Below are 19,111 nucleotides of genomic sequence, written 5' to 3'. Positions count from 1 at the left end.
TGCCCTTTCCTCCACAATCCGCCACATGACCGACGACCAGTTGCTGCGTTACTCGCGCCATATCCTGCTCGATGAGATCGGCGTGGAAGGCCAGCAGCGCATCGCCGCGGCCCACGTGCTCGTGATCGGCGCGGGCGGCCTGGGCTCACCGGTCGCGCTCTACCTCGGAACGGCAGGCGTTGGCCGCATCACGCTGGTGGACCACGACACGGTGGACCTCACGAACCTGCAGCGCCAGATTGCCCACAGCATGGCGCGCGTGGGCCAGCCAAAGGCGCAGTCCGCACGTGAGGCCATTGGCGCCATCAACCCGGAACCCATCGTGGACGCGATTACGCAACGCGCCGATACCGCGCTGCTGGATCGCCTCGTGCCGCGGGCCGACGTGGTGATCGACTGCACGGACAACTTCAAGACCCGGCATGCAGTGAATGCAGCCTGCGTGGCGCACGCCAAACCGCTCGTGTCGGGCGCTGCCATACGGTTCGACGCGCAGATCTCGGTCTATGACACACGCTACACCACTGCACCTTGCTACGCATGCGTGTTTCCGTTCGACCCCGACTTCGAAGAAACGCTGTGCGCAACGATGGGTGTGTTCGCGCCAATCGTGGGAATCATCGGCGCGATGCAGGCGGCCGAGGCACTCAAGCTCATCGCCGGCGTCGGGCAATCGCTGGCCGGACGGCTGCAAATGCTGGACGCGCGAACGATGGAATGGAATGAAGTGCAGGTCGCGCGCGATGGGGCGTGCGCGGTGTGCGGGCATCGGGGGTAACAACTAGCGGCGGGGAGTGCCCCCACCCTAACCCTCCCCCGGGAGGGGAGGAAACCATACGAACTACAGGCGCAGCTGCGCATACAGCGCATCGGAAATCGCGAGGCCTTCTGCGCGCGCCTTGCGCTCCAGCGCGAGCCGCCTGGCACCGGCCAGCCGCACGCCGTCGTCGGAGAGCATCTCTGCGATCACTGTCTCCATCCGCTCGTAGTAAACCGCCGGGCCGGCCAGCGACGCAGGGTCGATCAGGATGAACGCCTGGCCGATCCGCGGCGCATTGCCTTCATCCACAAAAAACGACGACGCCTCGAAGCCGAAGTTCGCGCCAGTCAGCGTCGTGACGAGCAGCTCGACGATCAGCGCCAGCATCGCGCCTTTGCTGCTGGTCGCCGCACCCATCGGCAGCATGGAGCCTTCCATCGCGAGCCACGGATCTGTCGTCGGGTTGCCGTCCTTGTCGAGCGCCCAGCCTTGCGGAATGGCGCGGCCGTCACGCGCTGCCGCCATGACTTTGCCGCGTGCCACTTCAGACAGCGCGAGGTCAATAAGCAGCGGGTCATCACTGCGCCGCGGAAAGATCGCGGCAATCGGGTTCGTGCCGAACATCGCATGGCGCCCGCCTGCCGCTGGCATGGCCGCGGGCGAATTGGCGAACGCCAGGCCAACAAACCCCGCCGCACCCGCAGGACGCAGGTGATCGACCAGCACGCCGGCGTGATGGCTGTTCGTCACAGCGGCGATGCAGATGCCCGTGTCGCGCGCCATGCCAATCGCCTCTTGCACAGCGAAGTCGCATGCAGGAAAGGCCAGGCCCTGCTTTGCATCAACCAGCACCGCCGTTCCCTTGCGCCGCAGCAGCGATGGTTCTGCATCGCCCTTCACGCGGCCATTGAGCAAGTGCACGCAGTACTGCTGCACCCGCACGAGGCCGTGCGAAGAAATGCCCTGGGCTTCAGCAAGCACGAGCGCACGCGCGGTGCTGGCGGCCATGTCGTGGCTTGCGCCAGCCTTGTGCAGCTGCGCATAAGCGAGCTGCACGGCCTCGTCAAAGCCCAGGACAGGCATTACGCCGACTCGTAAAGACGCGTGAGCACAAACTCGCGGTGGCCCAGTGCCTCGGCCGCTGTCAGGCGCCCGTTCGCCGTGCGCAGCATGCATTCGAGCAGCTGGTCGCCCGCCTGGTCGAGCGTGATCTCGCGCTGCAGCAGGCCCGAGGTATCGACGTCGATGTGCTCGCTCATGAGCCGCACCGTGCGCGGGTTCGCGCAGATCTTGATCACCGGCAGGATAGGGTTGCCAATGACGTTGCCCTGCCCCGTCGGGAAGAAATGCACCGCGTAGCCTGACGCGGCGCACAGCGTCACCATCTCCGCCGCTGCACTCGACGAATCCATGAACCACAGGCCCGGATGCGTCGGCATCTCGGCCTTGTCGATCACGCCGTCCACCGTGCAGGTCTTGCCGATCTTCTGGATGTTGCCCAGCGCTTTTTCTTCGATCGTCGTCAAGCCGCCCGCGATGTTGCCCTTGGTGGGCTGCGAGTCCGACAGGTCGCTCGTCTTGTGGCGGTTGATCACGTCCTGGTAGCGGTTGAACATGAACATGAACTGCTCGCGCACCGCGTCGTTCGCGCAGCGCGCCGCGACGATCTGCTCGCCGCCCGTGAGCTCGGTCGTCTCGCCGAAGCACAGGTAGGTGCCCAGCTTGTGCAGCTTGTCGAACGCATTGCCCACCGTGGGGTTCGCACCGCAGCCCGATGTTGTGTCCGACTCGCCGCATTTGGTGGACACCCACAGATCGCTGATGGGGCACGGCTCGCGCTGCTTCTCGCTCGCCCACTGCACGTATTCGCGCGCGGCCTTGCTTGCACGCATGATCGTGTCGTGATCGCCGTGGCCTTCAATGCCGAAGCCCGTCACGGGCTTGCCGGTGGCGGCGATCCCATCGACGACTTTCTTCGTCCAGCCGTCCTCGATGCCGATGACGACAACCGCCGCCACATTCGGGTTGCAGCCCGTGCCGATCAGCGTGCGGAAATGCAGCTCGAGGTCAGCGCCGAATTGCAGCCGGCCGTACGGATGGGCAATCGCCATCGCGCCCTTGATGTTGTGCGCGACGGCTTCGGCAGCTGCATTCGACAGATCGTCGAGCGGCAGGATGATGACGTGGTTGCGCACGCCCACACGGCCGTTCTCGCGCCGGTAGCCGAGAAACGTGGTGTCACTCTGGATAACTGCCATGTGATTCACCACCGTTTCGTTTTGATGTTGTGGACGTGGGCATGTTCGCCCGCGTGGATGGGCGCGACGACCCGGCCCATGTCGATGCCGTACTTGACGACGGTGTCGCCCACGGCCATGTCCTTGAGCGCGATCTTGTGACCGATGGGGATGTCCTGGCGGGCCTGCAAGTCAACCATGCGGTCGTCGTCCATGACCCAGCCCGTGAGGCCTGCGCCCGCCTTGACGCCTTCGACGACCACCACCGCCACGGTGTCGTGTGCATCGTGCAATACGAAGTGAATCAACTGCTTGTCTCCATCGAATAGTGGAGCGGCCAGTTTACGGGCCGGTCACTGCCCTGCCAAGCAACGTTTCTACCGTGTCGCGGCGGCTGCGGCAGCGGGTTTGCCCGCACCGAAGATGCGCTGCCAGAACGTGGGCTTGCGCTGGTCCGCAGGCGCTGCCGCGCCGTTGTTCGCGTCAGCGCCCTCCTGCGCCATGATCGCCACCTTGGCCTGCATGTCGGTGGAGGCGGCATCGCGCAGCACTGTGCGGCAATTCGCATCCTTGCCCGGGCCTGTCTCGACCGTCGAAGCAAGCGCGAGCAGCGGATTGAGCGCGCCGAGCGCGAGCGCGAAGCCGGCCCGCTGCGCAAGTGCGCCCTTGTCCACGCCAGCCTTTGGCGCGTCGAACGTACCGGAAAGTGTGAGCGGCGAACGCAGCGACAGGATGCTCATGTCCTTGGGGTAGGGCCGCAATGTCAGGTCCAGCGACTCCCTGGCCAGGCTGATGCCGCCGCTGCCGTAGATGATCGTGTCTTCGGTATCGAGCACGAATGCGCGGCTCGTCATCAGGCCGTCTTTCACATCGAAGGAGGCCGCACCGCACCGCAGCACCACGTTCTTGTCGCCCCGGATCAGGAACTTGATGATCTCGCCGCCGTCCAGCCCGGCGAACTCCATCAGCAGGTTGCTGATCTCGCCACGACCCATCAGCATCGACACACTGCCCGACGATGTGCCGAGCATCGTCGCCACTGAGTTGCCGCGGCCCTTGAGGTCGATGTCGCCGTGCAACTTGCCGAAGCTCGCCTGCGTGATCTTCAACCTCGGAAAGAGTTTGTTCAGCTCCAGGGCACGCGCATCCAGGTGCGCCTCGGCCAGCGCAGGGTTGGTGTTGCCGTTGATGATGATCGAGCCGGCAAGCGAGCCGCTGGCAACGCCCAGCTTCATCGGGCCCAGCCGCAGGAAGCCATCTGCCATCACCACCCGCAAGCTCATTCGCTCCAGCGGCAGGCCACGCGCATTCACCACGCGTGCCGCGCTGTAGTCCACTTCGGCGGTCATCGCCTTCAGGCGCGCAAGATCGAGTTGCGCGGTTGGCAGCACCTTGTGCCCCTTGTCGTGCACGACCTTCTCGACCTTGCCACCCGGCGCGACTGCGGGCATTGCAGCTGCACTGCGCGGCTGCTCAGGCAAACCGACCAGCGGCGCAAGATCATCAAAGTCCAGCGATTGCGAATGCAGCCTGCCCGCCAGGTGGGGCACATCCTTTGAACGGTCGAAGTCCAGTTCACCCACCAGGTCGGAGTTGCCGAGTTTTCCGTTCAACCCGCGCGCATGCCACACATCGCCTTGCCTGAGCAGGTGGCCACGCAACGCGTAGCGCGGCGTCGCAGGCAGGACCACGCCGAGCAGCTTGTAGAGCGTCGACAGATCCTGGCCACGCAAGTTGAAGCTCAGGTCGGCGCCGTCAAAAGTGGCCAGACTCGCCACAGCGCCGTTGGCCTGCATGGCCGTCGTGCCCGACGCGGCGCTCACCTCCAGCGGGAACGGCTCGCGGCTGGCGCTGTTGATAGTCAATACGCTGCCTGTCCGGCCTTGTGCGGTGAATGGCTCCTTGCACCAGGTGCCTTTGGACTTGAATGTCATTGGCATCGGATGCGCCGCCGCCGAGGCTGCCGTGTCGATCGCGAATTCGGTCAGGATGTCCGCACCGTGCTCGCTTGCCACGAAGTGCGCCGAGCCGTTGTCGACAACCAGCAGCCCGATGTGCGGAATATTCTGCGGATCGCCTTCGTCGCGGCCCAATGCCCAGGTTCGCCTGCCGTCCGGCTCGATCTGCAGGCCCAGCACCGGCTTGCGCAATGCGATGCGCGCAATCTCGATCCGGCGGTGGAACAGCGCAGACAGCTCGATGTCCAGCTCCGCGCTTTCAGCGGTGACCAGGTTCCTGTCTTGCGCCCAGGCCGGATTCGCGAACTCCAGGCCATCGGCGAACACGCGCGTCGTGCGACCGAGTTTGACATCAAGCTTGCGCGTGATCTCGAAGTGCCGGCCAGTGCGCTCGCTCACGTAACGATTGAGCGGGCCGCGCAGCACATCCCACGGGAAGAAGATCACCAGCAGGGCGAGCAGCGTGATGGCGGCCACCACTGCCACGAGCCACTTGACCCAGGGTGTGCGACGCAGTTGCGCAAAAGAAGGGGGCGTGGCATTGCTCATCGGGTGAGTGTGGAGGGCATGCGCCGCTTTCGCAGTCAGTGCTCTGCGTCAGCACCTGTCGTCCTGCGACTACGGCGTACATGGGGCAGACATGGGTGCGGGTATGGGTGCGGGTATGGGTGCGGGTATGGGTGCGGGTATGGGTGCGGGTATGGGTGCGGGTATGGGTGCGGGTATGGGTGCGGGTATGGGTGCGGGTATGGGTGCGGGTATGGGTGCGGGTATGGTCGCAACGGTGACAGCGTCATGGCTGTAGGAAACTTCCTACCGCCCATCCGCGGCGTGACTGGCAGAATCAGCACCACACGTCAGTGACCGACATTTCGCCCCTGCAGCTCCACCCAACAACCGTGCAACTGCGTACCTATATCGTCGAAGACAACCCCACCATCCGTGAGAACCTGGTCGGCACGCTGGAGGAACTCGCGTCCGTGCAGGCCCTTGGCTGGGCCGAGACTGAATCGGACGCGAGGTCGTGGCTGTCGGCCAACCAGTCGACATGGGACCTGACCATCGTCGACCTGTTCCTCAAGAAGGGCAGCGGGCTGGGTGTGCTCGAAGCGTGCATGCAGCGGCGCCCCGGCCAGCGCGTGGTGGTCCTGAGCAACTACGCCACGCCCGACATGCGCAAGCGCTGCAGCCAGTTGGGCGCCGACGCCGTGTTCGACAAGTCCAACGAGATCGACGCACTGGTGGACTACTGCATCGGGCAGGCGAGGGCTGGCGCGTGAGCGTGCAGGCAACCGTGCTTGCAACCCGCGAGAATTCCATGCACAACAGGTGCAGACATTGACACCAACGCGCCCGGCGACACCTGCGCCCTCTTCCCTGCCTTCGCGCACGCTGCCCAGGATAGCCATCAGCCTCGTGCTCGCGCTCGTGGCGGCGACTTTCCTGATCGGCATCAACGAGACGGGCTACAACCAGTCGGCCAGCGCACTCAACGACATTGCTGAAGCGTCGAAGACGCGCGCCTCGCTCAATCGCGTACTGCAGCACGTGCTCGATGCAGAAACAGGCTCGCGCGGCTACCTGCTCACCGGCGATCCGCGCTACCTCGAGCCGTACAACGCCGCACTCGCTCAGCTCACAGAACAGCTTGACGCGCTTCGGCTCGTGTACACAAACAACGCCGACGAATATGCGACGCTCGCGCAACTGTCGCGCAACGTGCAGCGCAAGCTCGCCGAGATGGACTTGTCCGTGCGCATGCGCAAGCAGGGCAACGAAGACGCGTGGAAGTTCGTGCTGATGACCGACGTCGGCAAGGAGCACATGGATGCGATCCGTGAACAGGCCGCCAAGCTGATCGAGAGTTCGACCGCGCGCATGGACGTGAGCCAGCGCCAGGTGCGCCGCACGCTCATGCTCTCGCGCCTGGGCATCGGAGGCGTGACGGTGCTGGGCCTGCTGGCCTTCTACCTGTACCTGCGCCAGACGACGAAGCTCAAGCTCGCGGGAGATCGCCAGCAGGAAGCGCTGGAGCGCGAGCGCGACTTGCTCGAGCGCCAGGTCCGCGAACGCACGGCCTCGCTCGCGCAACTGGCCACGCACCTGCAGAACGTGCGCGAAGAAGAGCGCGGCCATCTCGCGCGCGAGCTGCACGATGAACTCGGCGCGCTGCTCACGGCAGCCAAGCTCGATGTCGCGCGCCTGAAATCGCGCCTGGGCCCGCAGGCCGGGCCGGAGATTGCCGAGCGCCTGCAACACTTGACCGGCGCGCTCAATAGCGGCATTGCGCTCAAGCGCCGCATCATCGAAGACTTGCGCCCCTCGTCGCTGTCCAACCTGGGGTTGACGGCGTCCCTCGAAATCCTGGCGCGCGAATTCTCGGATCGCGCAGCGCTGGAGGTCACGTGCGAGCTCGAGCCCGTCGATCTTGACGAAGGGCAACAGCTCACGGTGTACCGGCTGGTGCAGGAGTCGCTGACCAACGTCGGCAAGTATGCCGAGGCCGCACAGGTGGAGATCAGCGTGCGCGACTACGACAGCTTTGTGGAAGTTGACATCAAGGACAACGGCAAGGGCTTCGATGTGTCGCAGATCCGCCCCTCGACGCACGGCATTGCCGGCATGCGTCACCGCGTCGAAGCCGCCGGCGGCAAGCTGATGGTGACCTCCGCGCCCGGCAAAGGCACGCGCATCGCGGCCGTCATGCCCAAGGTGGCTGCCGCTGCTTGCGCATAGGCAGGCAAGCGCCGCGCGCCAGTCGGCGCTCTCCTACACCACTCCAACGCGAATGCCCACAGCCGATCACGCCTGCCGCTGATCAGGCAGACCCGGCTGCTGCGCTGACACTTGCTGCAGGCGACTTGCAGGGTTTGCAAGACGCATTCAAAACACGCGGGCCTGCCCCGCCATGGAGATACAGATGCTGCACTACGCCGTCGTGTTCCTCGTGATCGCGCTGATCGCTGCCGTTTTCGGCTTTGGTGGCATTGCCGCCGGCGCCGTTTCGATCGCCAAGATCCTGTTCTTCGTCTTCGTGATCATGGCCGTCGTCGCATTCGTGATCGGCCTGGGTCGCAAGAGCTGATTCATCCACCTAACGGAACTCCCACATGACCAACACCAAAGAACTCGCCAGCACGGCCCTGGATGCGGCAAGCGACAAGATTCGCGACCTTCGTGTCGGCGCGCGTGACCTCGCACACCGCGGCGCGAACAACCTGGGCAACTACACCCAGGCCACGACCCGCTACGTGAGCGAGCGTCCCCTGCAGTCTGCATTGATCGCCGCCGCCGTAGGCGCCGCAATCGCAGGCCTGGTGATCGCGCTGCGCCGCAGCGAGAACCGCTACTACTGATCGCACAAGAGAGCATCCGCGCGTGCCAATGGTCCATCCGGTCTTCACAGTCCTGATCACTCGCCCCGAGCTGGTGATGGACCACGTCGCTGCCTATACCGCGCTTGCACAGGAAGAGGCGTCGAGTGTCGGCCTGCATGTGGCCCGCCGGGTACTGGCCTGGGGCGTTGCGGTCATGGCGCTGCTGGTGTTCCTGATCCTGTGTGGTGTGGCCGTGATGCTCGGTGCGATGCACGACGACTTCAGCTGGGCCCTGGTGGTCACACCCGGGGTCGCGCTGGTAATGGCCGTCGTTGCGGTAGTGGTCGCCAGGCAAAAATTGCCTTCCAAAGGCTTTACGCAGTTGCGGGCTCAGCTGGAAGCAGATTCTCAGGCGCTGCGCACGATTGGGGCGAACTCATGAGCGACGCGACAGACAAGCTCGCGCTCACGCGGCTCGCCATCATCGAATACGTGTGGCGTCGCGAGCCTGGCAACGAATTGCCAGGCTCGAGGCCATCAGGCTCCACCGGTCGTGCGAAGGCCAGCAATGGCAGCCGCAACCCGGATGCGGCGGCCGCCGACGCGCACAAAGAGTATGCAGATGCCAGGCGCCACGGCGCGGGCTGGGCCGGCGCTTTCAGGCGTGCGGCGGGCACCTGGTGGCGTCGTCACCCTGCGCGCACTGGGCTCGATCTGGTGACGCCGATGTTGTCCTCGTACGCAGCCAGGCGTCCTGTGGTGTACCTCGGAGCGGCCGTCGCGCTGGGCGGGCTCGTCGTCGTCACACGTCCGTGGCGGCTGATATCGGTCACGGGGCTGGTCATCGCGGTGCTGAAGTCATCGCAGCTGTCAGGCATGGTCATGTCGGCCATTTCGGCAGCGAGCTACGACGGTGAATATTCGCCGTAGCGCAGAAAAGAAAAAACAAACCTGCGAGGCGTGGTGCCACACGCGGGTGAGTCTGAGAGTGAAGCTGGGGCACCGCTAGCCAATTTTTTGTCAACTGAAGGAGAAACTCATGAACTACACAACCCGAGCCATCGCTATCGCCCTCGTCGCCGGCGCCACCCTCGTGTCCACTGGCTGCGCCGTTGTGCGCAACCAGGAAACCGTCGGCGCTTATGTCGATGACGCAGCCATCACCACCGCGGTGAAGGCCAAGTTCGTCGAAGACAAGACCGTGGATGCCGGCGCGATCAAGGTCGAAACGCTCAACGGCGCCGTGTCGCTGTCCGGCTTCGCCAAGTCGTCAACGGAGAAGGCACAAGCCGAATACATCGCGCGCAACACCAAGGGTGTTCGCCAGGTGCTCAACAACCTGTCGGTTCGTCCGTAAGGACTTGCGGGCAGCGGCCGGCTTGCCCGCCCCTCAAAGGCAGGCGAGTGACATCGCCTGCCTTTGTCGTTCTGGTTTGCGCTTTTTGCATTGAGGCTTGCAATGAGAACCTTCCGCTGCGATCACTGCGGGCATGCACTGTTCTTCGAAAACGTCCAGTGCCTGCTCTGCGGAAGTGACCTCGCGTTCCTTGCCCACAGGCTGGCGCTGTGTTCGATCGAGCCGGCACCGGGCAAACCTGCGGGCTGCTGGCAGCGCAAGTCGTCCAGCCGGCGCAGCGGCGCCAAACGCTTCTACAGGCTGTGCGCCAACCACACAGCGCACCAGGCATGCAACTTTGCCGTGCCCGTTGACGACCCGAACGAGCTGTGCGTGTCGTGCCGCCAGACCCGCCTGTTGCCAGACCTGACGCTTGGCGACAACCACCAGCGCTGGTACCGCATCGAAGTCGCGAAGCGGCGCCTTTTCTATACGCTCGCCAAGCTGCGGCTTGCCTCCGTGGACATTCCCAGTGGCCTGAGTGACGGACCCATCTTCGAATTCCTGGCAGACCAGCCCGGGCAGGCGGTGATCACGGGTCACGTCAATGGCGTCATCACGCTGAATATTGCAGAGGCCGACGACGCCGAACGCGTGCGCCGCCGCGTCGAGTTGCGCGAGCCTTATCGCACCCTGCTCGGGCACTTGCGTCACGAGTCCGGCCACTACTACTGGGACAAGCTGATTCGTGATGGCGGCCGCCTCGAGTCGTTCCGCGAGATCTTCGGCGACGAGTCGGTGCTGTACCGCGAAGCACTCGACACGTACTACCGCAGCGGCGCGCCAGCCGGCTGGCAAGACAACTATGTGAGCGCGTACGCCACCGCGCACCCATGGGAAGACTGGGCCGAGACCTGGGCACACTACCTGCACATGGTCGACCTGCTGGAGACGGCATCGTCGTACAACACCAAGGTCGTCGTCCCTGGCGACGACAACGAGGAAGAAGTCACCAATCCGTTTGAGACAGACAAGGCCGAGTTCATGCAGCTCGTCGATCAATGGGTGCCACTGACCCTGCTCGTGAACAGCCTCAATCGCAGCCTCGGACAAGACGACGCGTATCCGTTCGCGCTGTCAGCGCACGCGCTCGAGAAGTTGAAGTACGTCCACGACGTGATTCATGCGCCGCCGCAGCCGGACAGCAGGGCCTGAGCGTCAGCCGGGATCGTTCTCCATATCGCGAATGATCCGGTCGAGCCGGGTGGAGAGCTGCTCCGTGGTGAGCTGCTCGCGGAAACGCTCGACCATCAGCGGCAGGCTCATGGGGCTGGGGTGGCGCAGCTGCACGTAGTCCACACGCAGCTTGCTCATTTTCTTGAGCGTGGCGCGCAGGCGCGAGATCTCCAGCTCCTGGCTCAGCACTTCTTTCTGTGCCTGCGTGAGCAACAGGTTGCCCTCGTCGTACTTGCGAAATACCTCGAAGAACAGGCCACTCGACGCCTGCAGCTGCCTGGTGCTCTTGGGCTGCCCCGGATAGCCTGAAAACACAAGACCCGCCACCCGGGCGATCTCGCGAAAGCGCCTTTGCGCCAGCTCGGTGGAGTTCAGCGATGCGAGCACGTCATGCAATAGCTGCGCCGTATCGAAAACGGATGTGTCCACGACGGGCGTGACATTGAACGGCTGCGCGCTCACCAGCTCGAAGCCGTAGTCGTTCACGGACATGCTGAACGTGTTGGGCTGCTGGCGCGCGAGGCGCCACCCCAGCAAGCTCGCCAGGCCCAGATGCACGTGCCGCCCTGCGAAGGGGTAGACATACAAGTGATGCCCTTCACGCGACGTGAATGCCTCGACCAGCAGCGTGTCAGGTGTGGGAATGCGCGACAGGCGCGCCTGGGTCTGCAGCATGGGCCGCGACGCCTGCAGCTCCGGCTCGAAGAAGTCGCCCTGCGCGGCGCGCTGCATCATCTCAAGCACGGCATCGCCCAGCTCGGTGGACAGTGCCATCTTGCTGCCTTGCCACGAGGGCACCGTCCCCTTGTTCTTCGCGGCCTTCTTCACATACGCAGCCATCTCCCGCACGCGCACGAATTCAAGCAGCTTGCCCGCGAAGAAGAAGCAGTCGCCCTGCCGCAGGCGCGCAATGAAGCCCTCTTCGATCGTGCCGATGTTCGCGCCGCTCATGTACTTCACCTGCATCGACGCATCGCTCACGATGGTGCCGATGCCCAGCCGGTGACGCTTGGCGATGCCCCGGTCGGGCACGTGATAGACGCCCTCTTCGTTCATCACGATGCGGTGGTAGTCGGGGTAAGCCGTGAGGCTCGCGCCGCCCCGCTCGCAAAACGCCAGCGCCCAGTCAAACTCCTGCTGCGTCAGGCTGCGATAGGCCCAGGCCGTGCGCACTTCGGCATACAGCTGCGCCGCCACGAAGCCGCCACCGAGCGCGATCGTCACGAGATGCTGCACAAGCACATCGAGCGGCTTGTCGGGCGACTGCCTCTCCTCGACCCGCCCTGCGTACGCGGCACGACGCGCTGCGGCCGCCTCGATCAATTCCATCGTGTTGGTCGGCACGAGCGTCAGGCGGCTGGAGCGGCCGGGCGCATGACCGCTGCGGCCCGCGCGCTGCATGATGCGTGCGACGCCCTTGGCCGAGCCGATTTGCAGCACGCGTTCCACCGGCAGGAAGTCCACGCCCAGGTCGAGCGAGGAGGTCGCCACGACCGCGCGCAATGTGCCCGCTTTCAGGCCCTGCTCCACCCAGTCGCGCGTGGCTTTGTCCATCGAGCCGTGGTGCAACGCAATCTCGCCCGCCCACTCGGGCCTGGCTTCGAGCAGCAGCTGGTACCAGATCTCCGCCTGCGAGCGCACATTGGTGAACACGAGTGTGGTGCCCGACTTCGCGATCTCATCGACCACGGGTTGCTGCATGCGCGCGCCCAGGTGCCCCGCCCACGAATACTTGCCAGGCTCCGGTGGAATCAACGTGTCGATCACCAGGCTCTTGTCGATGCGCCCGCGCACCAGCGCAGGTTCAGGCGCGGTGCCTTGTGCAATGGCAGGCTGGCACAGAACCTCCATGGCCTCACGCAGGTTGCCCAGCGTCGCGCTCAGGCCCCACGCGACGAGCCTGGTGTTGAACTGCCACAGCCGCGCCATGGCAAGCTGGACCTGCACACCCCGCTTGCTGCCAATCAGCTCGTGCCATTCATCGACGACCACGTATTCAACCGATCGCAGCTCTTCGCGCGCATTCGCACGCGTGAGCATCAGGCTGAGCGATTCAGGCGTGGTGACCAGCACCGTGGGAAAGCGCCTGTCCTGCCTCGCACGCTCGGAAGCGGGTGTGTCACCGGTGCGCTGGCCGATGGTCCACTGCGGCGCAAGCGCATGCAGCGGCTGCGACAGGGCGCGCGTGGTGTCGGCGGCAAGCGCCCGCATGGGTGTGAGCCAGATCGCTCGCAATGGCTCGGCACCACGGTCCGGCGGGTGGTCATGCAGCAGGCGATCGAGTATGCCCAGCCACACGGCATACGTTTTGCCGCTCCCCGTGGTGGCATGCAGCATGCCGCTGCGGCCCTGCGCAATGGCCTGCCACACCTCCTGCTGGAACTCGAAGGCTGCCCAGCCACGCCCCGCAAGCCACTGCTGCACGGGCGACTCAATACGGGAGGAAGGATCAATAGGGGGCGGCACCGTTGGCGTACGCATTGCCCGCACAGTATGCTTCGAAGCAAACACCCACAAGTCGATGAACCACAGCTTTTCACCGCGGCGGCGCGCTACCGCTGCATTGATCGCCTCCGGCCTCCTGCCATGGGGCATCCGCGCGCAAACCTCAGCCACAGCATTTCCGACCAAACCCATCCACGTGCTGATCGGCGTGCCTGCCGGTGGCACGCAAGACGTGCTCACGCGCGCCATCGGCGAATATGTGCGGCCCACCCTCGGGCCGCTGGTGCTCGACAACCGCGGCGGCGCGGCGGGCCGCATCGCCATCGAAGTCGCGAAGAACGCCGAGCCAGACGGGCACACCATCATGCTGGGCACTGCTGGCACCATGACGATGTTCCCGAATGCGTACAAGAGCCTGAACTACGACCCGTTCAAGGACTTCGCGCCCATCGTCAACGCGGCGAGCTTCGAGCTGGCGTTGACGGTGCACAAGGACGTGCCCGCGAACACGCTGGCCGAGTTCATCACCTGGGCGAAGTCGCAAGGCAACAAGGTCAGCTTTGCATCCTATGGTGCGGGCACGCCCTCGCACTTCCTGGGCGAAATGCTCAATCGTTCAGCGGGCCTGCAGATGCTGCACATCCCCTACCGTGGCTCCACGCCCGCACGGCAGGACATACTGGGCGGCACGGTCCCGGTGTTCTTCGACACGGTAGGCGGCGCGATCACGTCGCTGCAGACGGGCCGCGTCAAAGTGCTGGCGACCAGCGGCTCGAAACGCTCGCCGCCCATGCCCGCCATCCCCACGTTTGCGGAGCAGGGCTATCCGGACGTGGTCGCCAATTCGTGGTTCTCTTTTTACGCACCCGCCAAAACGCCGCAGCCGGTGCTCGACAAATTGCGCGCCGAGTTCACCAAAGCCGTCAATTCGCGCGAGGTGCGCCAGCAGTTGCTCGTCAACGGCATGTACCCCGTGGGCGATGGCCCCGAGGCACTGCTCAAGACAATGCGTGAAGACACGGCGCGGTGGGGGCGCATCATGCGTGCGGTGAACTTCGTGACCACGGACTGAATCGCTGTGAAACAGCCCAACATCAAGCCCAACATCATCTTCATCGTTGCAGACGACCTTGGCTTTGCTGATCTTGGCTGCTATGGCGGGCGCGCGCCGGTATCGCCCGTGCTTGATGGGCTGGCGGCCAACGGCCTGAAATTCACCCAGGGCTACTCGAATTCGCCCGTCTGTTCGCCCACCCGCTTTGCCTTGATGACGGCGCGCTACCAGTACCGGCTGCGCGGCGCGGCCGAAGAGCCGATCAACAGCAAGAGCCGCGGCAGCACCACATTGGGCCTGCCGCCCGAACACCCCACGCTGCCGTCGTTGTTGAGGGACGCGGGCTATCGCACGGCGTTGATCGGCAAGTGGCACATGGGCTATCCGCCTTCGTTCGGCCCGCTGCGCTCGGGCTACGACGAATTCTTCGGGCCCATGTCGGGCGGGGTGGACTACTTCACGCACTGCGGCTGGACGGGCGCGCATGACTTGTGGGAGGGCGAGGAAGAAAAGCACGAGCCGGGCTACCTCACGGACCTGATCTCGCGCCGCGCGGTTGACTACATCGGGCGTGCGGGCGCGGGCGATGCGCCCTTCTTCCTCAGCCTGCACTACACCGCGCCGCACTGGCCGTGGGAGACGCGCGACGACGAAGCGCTGGCGCAGGAGGTGAAGGACAACCTCTTTCACCTGCACGGCGGCAACATACACAGCTACCGCAAGATGATCCATCACATGGACGAAGGCATCGGCTGGGTGATGCAGGCACTGCGCGCAAAAGGCATTGCCGACAACACGCTGGTCGTGTTCACGAGCGACAACGGCGGCGAGCGCTTCTCGGACAACTGGCCACTCGTGGGCGGCAAGATGGACTTGACGGAGGGCGGCATCCGCGTGCCGTGGATTGCGCACTGGCCAGCGGTGATACAGGCTGGCGGCCTCAGCGAGCAGTTGTGCATGACGATGGACTGGTCGGCCACCATGCTCGAAGCAGGTGGCGCGAAGGCGCATCCTGACTACCCGCTCGACGGTGTGTCGTTGATGAAGGTGCTGCGCGACTCTTCAGTCTCTTTCGACCGCCCGCTGCATTGGCGCATGAACCACCGCGGCCAACGCGCGCTGCGCGACGGCAACTGGAAATACCTGCGCGTGGATGGCAACGACTACCTCTTCGACATTCCGGCTGACGAGCGCGAACGCGCCAACCTGGCCACGCGCCAGCCGCAGCGCCTTGCCGACATGCGCGACGCGTGGCAGGCGTGGAACGCGACCATGCCGCCGATACCGCCAGACGCCACCGTGAGCCTCGGCTTCTCGGTGAAGGACATGCCCCAGCGTTGAAAACCGATCTCTCCCGCTGGCTGCCCTTCCTGCGCTGGCCGCGGCTGGATGCGGCGCTGCTGCGCAGTGAGACCGTCGCCGCCATCACCGTGGCGGTGGTGATGATTCCGCAGTCAGTCGCGTACGCGAGTCTGGCTGGCATGCCGCTTGTCACCGGGCTGTACGCCGCGTTTTTGCCAGCGCTCATTTCGGTGTTGTTCAGTGGCTCGACACGGCTGTCCGTCGGGCCGTCGGCGTTGACGAGCGTGCTGGTCGGCACCTCACTCATCGGCCTGGCCGAGCCGATGAGCGGCAACTGGATTGCACTGGTCGCGTGGCTCGCGCTGCTCTCGGGCGGCATCCAGCTGGCCATCGGTGCGATGCGTGCCGACTGGGTGCTGAACCTGGTGAGCTCGCCCGTGCTTGCGGGCTTCAGCCAGGCGGCAGCGCTGCTGATCATTGCGTCGCAAGTGCCCGCGCTGATCGGGTTGCACGGCGGCCTTGCGGAACTGTTGAACGCGCCTTCACTCGACGCGATGGCGCTCGCCTTCGGCATCGCGAATGTCGTGTTCTTTCTTGCAGCCAAGCGATGGTTGCCAAGCCTGCCCGCGGTGCTGATTGGCATTGCGGTGTCTGGCCTTGTGGCCTGGCTGTCGGGCTACTCGGCGCACGGCGCAGTCGTCGGCGCATTGCCTGCGGGCTTGCCCTCACCGTACTGGCCGGCATGGCCCGGCTGGACGCAGATGGGCGCGCTGGTGGTGCCTGCGCTGGTGATTGCGCTGGTGAGCTCGCTGGAGATGGCATCGAGCGCCAAGATCGAAAGCCAGCACGATGGCAAGCGCTGGGATGCGGGGCAGGACTTGATCGGCCAGGGCGCGGGCAAGATCGCCGCTGCGTTGTCGGGCAGCTTTCCCACGAGCACGTCGTTCTCGCGGTCAGCGATCACGCTGTATTCGGGCGCGCGCACCGGCTGGGCGACGGTGTTGAGCACGGCGATTGTGGTGGTGGTGCTGCTGGTGCTGACGCCCGCGTTGCAGCATGTGCCGCGCGCTGCGCTGGCCGCCGTTGTGGTCGTCGCGGTGGCGGGGCTTGTGAAGCCCCGTACGCTGCAACAGTTGTGGCGCATTGACCGTGTCGAGGCATCGACAGCGCTGGTGACTTTCGCCGTCACGATCATCACGGCGCCGCGAATTTACTGGGGTGTGATGACGGGCGTGCTGATCGGGCTCGCGCACTTTCTGTACTTGCGGCTGCATCCCCGCATCATCGAAACGGGCCTGCATCCTGATGGCAGTTTGCGCGATCGACACTTGTGGTCGTTGCCGCTGCTCGCGCCGCATTTGTACGCACTGCGGATGGACGGCGAGCTGGACTTCGCGTCGGCGAGTTCATTCGAGCGCGCAATTGTCGATCACCTGGCCGCGCATCCGGATGTGCGGCATGTGTGCCTGTTCGCGCAGCCGATCAACCGCATCGACACCACGGGGGTGGAGGTATTTTTGCGGCTGCGCAAGATGTTCGAGTCGCAGGGCATCAAGCTGCACATCAGCGGCATCAAGTTGCCTGTGGAGCGGGTGCTGGAGCGCTCAGGTGCGCTCTATGCGAGCCCGCTGCTGGCGATGTACCGCACGGATGCGGAGGCGCTGGTGGCGCTGGCTCACGTGGGCGAGCACTGAACGCTCTCAGCTGGCAGAGCCTGCCGCGAGGGCCCGGACCCACGGCCTACGCGCTGAGAATCCACCCCTCCAGCGGATCAGCCCTCGCAGGCAACCCGAAGCGCGGCCCGCCCTGCCCCGCACCCCAAGCCGCCTGCATGAGGCACAGCACGGCATCCAGGCAATCACCACTTGCATCGTCAACCAGCATGTCGCGCTGGGCATGCGTGAGCTTCAGGCGCAACTTCAAACGGGTCTGGCCGTGTTCGAGCGCGGTGATCAGGTCTTTGCGCGCAATCAGGCGCTCGGGCGTCTGCTTGGCCTTGTCGTCGTTCTTGTAGCTGCGGTTGCCGATCAACTCACGCGCGAGCAGGCCCGGGTACGCCTCCAGCGCAACACGCGTTTCGTCGCCTTGACGCAACCCGGGCAAATGAACACCGGCATCGAGCAACAGCGGAACACCCGCGTGCAACATGTACGCCACTGGCGGGTTCACCCACTTCATCGACGGGCTCGAACCCGCCAGGTGGTCGCAGGCGCGATGCGCAAACTTGGAGCCGACAGGCCGCGCGTTGCAGAACGCTGCAAACGTGTCGCGAATCTGCGGGCGCGACAGGCTCGCGTAATGGAGCATGCACTCGTGCCAGTCAAGCGGCCATTGCAGCTGCTCCACCAGTTCGCGCGGCAAGCCGAAAGGGAAATCAAAAGCGCCTGTCCACTCACCCGGTTGCGCGAGCCATTCGCCAAACGCCTGCAGCGTCGCAAACTTCTCCAGCTTCGACAGCACGACGCGGCCACTGCGTTGCGTGCCCAGTGCCATCACGACCGGCTTGCGCTTGGTCGGGCTGCTGGAGAAATCGCAGCCGAGCAACAGGGGCGCATGCATCGCTTCGTTCGTCATCATCAGATCAACCCAGCGCGAGCGCCATCACGCCTGAGCCGATCAGCACGGCGCCGGCAACACGCATCAGCCTGTCGCCCTCACCGAGCAACTGGCCGCCGATGAGCGCTGCGAACAGCATCGACACTTCACGCGCAGGCGCGACGTGCGACAGCGGCGCGACTTGCATCGCGTACAGCACCAGCACGTACGACACGGGGCTGATGATGCCGACGAACACCGCGTACTTCCATTGCCGCTGCCACATCAGCGCAGCCGTCTGCACGTCGCGCAAAAACGCCGGCGCCAATACAGCGAGGCGGAAAACAGCACCCGCATAGTCGAGCAGGATCGGCGACATCAGCAGGTACTTCACGCCGTAGCCATCCACCACGGTGTAGCTCGCGATGAAGGCACCACTGAGCACGCCGTAGAACATGCCCTTGTTCACGCGCGCACGGCGCTCTGCGCCCGGCGTTGCGCGCCACAGGCCCGGCCCGCCTGCGATGAGAAAAACACCGACGACTACGCCTGCAATGCCCGCCACCCCCAGCGCCGAGATGCTTTCGCCCAGCAGCATGATTGCCGCCAGCGACGAGAGCAACGGACCCGACCCACGCGCCAGTGGATACACCACGGTGAGATCGGCCTTGCGATAGCCGCGCAGCAGCACGATGTAGTACATCGTATGGAAGACCGCGCTTGCGGCAACAAGCAGCCACTCGTTGCGCCCCCATGCGGGCATTTGCTTCACACCAAGCCAGATGCCGAGCGGCGCCCAGAAGACGATCATCACGACGGTGGTGAAAACAGCAAAGCGCGAGTCACCACCGGCCTTCTTGGCGGCGATGTTCCAGCTGGCGTGAATCAGTCCGGCGAGAAGGACGAGAGCGAGTGCGCTCGCGGGCACAAG

The 19,111-nt window shown here is 64.8% G+C and carries 20 protein-coding genes; 13 read left to right on the top strand and 7 right to left on the bottom strand.

The genetic code is table 11. The features are described 5' to 3' along the window. The first annotated feature begins 25 nt into the window (after positions 1-25). On the top strand, positions 26-778 hold the full coding sequence (locus GHT07_RS03180; RefSeq protein ID WP_153583602.1) for a HesA/MoeB/ThiF family protein: 753 nt from the start codon (positions 26-28) through the stop codon (positions 776-778). Between the two features lie 63 nt (positions 779-841). Here the strand turns inward: GHT07_RS03180 and GHT07_RS03175 are convergent, their stop codons facing one another. The 4 genes from GHT07_RS03175 to GHT07_RS03160 all read right to left on the bottom strand — a co-directional run bounded on the left by GHT07_RS03175 (position 842) and on the right by GHT07_RS03160 (position 5,504). Then, positions 842-1,843 (bottom strand): Ldh family oxidoreductase, encoded by a 1,002-nt coding sequence (locus tag GHT07_RS03175; protein WP_153583601.1) that lies wholly within the window; start codon positions 1,841-1,843, stop codon positions 842-844. Next, a complete protein-coding gene (locus GHT07_RS03170) occupies positions 1,843-3,018 on the bottom strand; it encodes a UxaA family hydrolase (protein WP_153583600.1) in 1,176 nt (391 codons plus the stop codon). The genes GHT07_RS03175 and GHT07_RS03170 overlap by 1 nt, the downstream gene beginning before the upstream one ends. A 5-nt stretch (positions 3,019-3,023) precedes the next feature. Then, complete coding sequence (locus GHT07_RS03165; RefSeq protein WP_153583599.1) at positions 3,024-3,305, bottom strand: UxaA family hydrolase; 282 nt, start codon at positions 3,303-3,305, stop codon at positions 3,024-3,026. A gap of 69 nt (positions 3,306-3,374) precedes the next feature. Beyond that, entirely contained in the window at positions 3,375-5,504 is a 2,130-nt protein-coding gene (locus GHT07_RS03160) for an AsmA family protein (RefSeq protein ID WP_153583598.1), read from the bottom strand. 91 nt (positions 5,505-5,595) lie between these two features. Between GHT07_RS03160 and GHT07_RS03155 the strand changes: the two genes are divergently transcribed. The 9 genes from GHT07_RS03155 to GHT07_RS03115 all read left to right on the top strand — a co-directional run bounded on the left by GHT07_RS03155 (position 5,596) and on the right by GHT07_RS03115 (position 10,823). After that, complete coding sequence (locus GHT07_RS03155) at positions 5,596-5,760, top strand: hypothetical protein (protein WP_153583597.1); 165 nt, start codon at positions 5,596-5,598, stop codon at positions 5,758-5,760. Between the two features lie 94 nt (positions 5,761-5,854). Beyond that, a complete protein-coding gene (locus GHT07_RS03150; protein ID WP_323740768.1) occupies positions 5,855-6,235 on the top strand; it encodes a response regulator in 381 nt (126 codons plus the stop codon). Positions 6,236-6,293: 58 nt separating this feature from the next. Then, entirely contained in the window at positions 6,294-7,691 is a 1,398-nt protein-coding gene (locus GHT07_RS03145) for a CHASE3 domain-containing protein (RefSeq protein ID WP_407646588.1), read from the top strand. Positions 7,692-7,875: 184 nt separating this feature from the next. Further along, a complete protein-coding gene (locus tag GHT07_RS03140) occupies positions 7,876-8,040 on the top strand; it encodes a DUF1328 domain-containing protein (protein WP_153583596.1) in 165 nt (54 codons plus the stop codon). A 25-nt stretch (positions 8,041-8,065) separates the two neighbouring features. Continuing rightward, on the top strand, positions 8,066-8,311 hold the full coding sequence (locus GHT07_RS03135; protein WP_153583595.1) for a glycine zipper domain-containing protein: 246 nt from the start codon (positions 8,066-8,068) through the stop codon (positions 8,309-8,311). A gap of 76 nt (positions 8,312-8,387) precedes the next feature. Continuing rightward, a complete protein-coding gene (locus tag GHT07_RS03130) occupies positions 8,388-8,714 on the top strand; it encodes a phage holin family protein (RefSeq protein WP_194792804.1) in 327 nt (108 codons plus the stop codon). Next, positions 8,711-9,202, top strand: coding sequence for a hypothetical protein (locus tag GHT07_RS03125; protein ID WP_153583593.1), 492 nt, complete (start codon positions 8,711-8,713; stop codon positions 9,200-9,202). Before GHT07_RS03130 ends, GHT07_RS03125 begins: the two co-directional genes overlap by 4 nt. Positions 9,203-9,311: 109 nt before the next feature. After that, positions 9,312-9,629, top strand: coding sequence for a BON domain-containing protein (locus tag GHT07_RS03120; RefSeq protein ID WP_153583592.1), 318 nt, complete (start codon positions 9,312-9,314; stop codon positions 9,627-9,629). 102 nt (positions 9,630-9,731) lie between these two features. Beyond that, positions 9,732-10,823 carry a zinc-binding metallopeptidase family protein gene (locus GHT07_RS03115; RefSeq protein WP_153583591.1) on the top strand — a complete coding sequence of 364 codons (1,092 nt, stop codon included), beginning with the start codon at positions 9,732-9,734 and terminating at the stop codon, positions 10,821-10,823. A 3-nt stretch (positions 10,824-10,826) separates the two neighbouring features. On the opposite strand, the gene GHT07_RS03110 is transcribed toward GHT07_RS03115, so the two are convergent. Continuing rightward, complete coding sequence (locus GHT07_RS03110) at positions 10,827-13,325, bottom strand: ligase-associated DNA damage response DEXH box helicase (protein WP_153583590.1); 2,499 nt, start codon at positions 13,323-13,325, stop codon at positions 10,827-10,829. A gap of 40 nt (positions 13,326-13,365) precedes the next feature. On the opposite strand from GHT07_RS03110, the gene GHT07_RS03105 reads away from it, so the two are divergent. The 3 genes from GHT07_RS03105 to GHT07_RS03095 are packed head-to-tail and all read left to right on the top strand — an operon-like array spanning position 13,366 to position 17,339. Then, positions 13,366-14,361 carry a Bug family tripartite tricarboxylate transporter substrate binding protein gene (locus GHT07_RS03105; protein WP_153583589.1) on the top strand — a complete coding sequence of 332 codons (996 nt, stop codon included), beginning with the start codon at positions 13,366-13,368 and terminating at the stop codon, positions 14,359-14,361. A 6-nt stretch (positions 14,362-14,367) separates the two neighbouring features. Then, positions 14,368-15,684, top strand: coding sequence for a sulfatase family protein (locus tag GHT07_RS03100; RefSeq protein ID WP_323740767.1), 1,317 nt, complete (start codon positions 14,368-14,370; stop codon positions 15,682-15,684). Next, the gene (locus GHT07_RS03095; protein ID WP_153583588.1) at positions 15,681-17,339 is read left to right on the top strand and encodes a SulP family inorganic anion transporter; all 1,659 of its coding nucleotides are present in this window, start codon (positions 15,681-15,683) and stop codon (positions 17,337-17,339) included. Before GHT07_RS03100 ends, GHT07_RS03095 begins: the two co-directional genes overlap by 4 nt. Before the next feature lie 46 nt (positions 17,340-17,385). Here the strand turns inward: GHT07_RS03095 and GHT07_RS03090 are convergent, their stop codons facing one another. Together GHT07_RS03090 and GHT07_RS03085 are read right to left on the bottom strand one after the other, a co-directional pair. Continuing rightward, positions 17,386-18,222, bottom strand: a complete 837-nt coding sequence (locus GHT07_RS03090; protein WP_228488142.1) for a DUF429 domain-containing protein — start codon at positions 18,220-18,222, stop codon at positions 17,386-17,388. A 4-nt stretch (positions 18,223-18,226) separates the two neighbouring features. After that, the gene (locus GHT07_RS03085) at positions 18,227-19,108 is read right to left on the bottom strand and encodes a DMT family transporter (RefSeq protein WP_323740766.1); all 882 of its coding nucleotides are present in this window, start codon (positions 19,106-19,108) and stop codon (positions 18,227-18,229) included. Between the last annotated feature and the right edge of the window lie 3 nt (positions 19,109-19,111).

Source organism: Caenimonas koreensis DSM 17982, assembly GCF_009646335.1.
GTDB lineage: Bacteria > Pseudomonadota > Gammaproteobacteria > Burkholderiales > Burkholderiaceae_C > Ramlibacter > Ramlibacter koreensis.
Note: the sequence above shows the minus strand (reverse complement) of the source record. Positions and strands in the feature narration are given on the sequence as shown.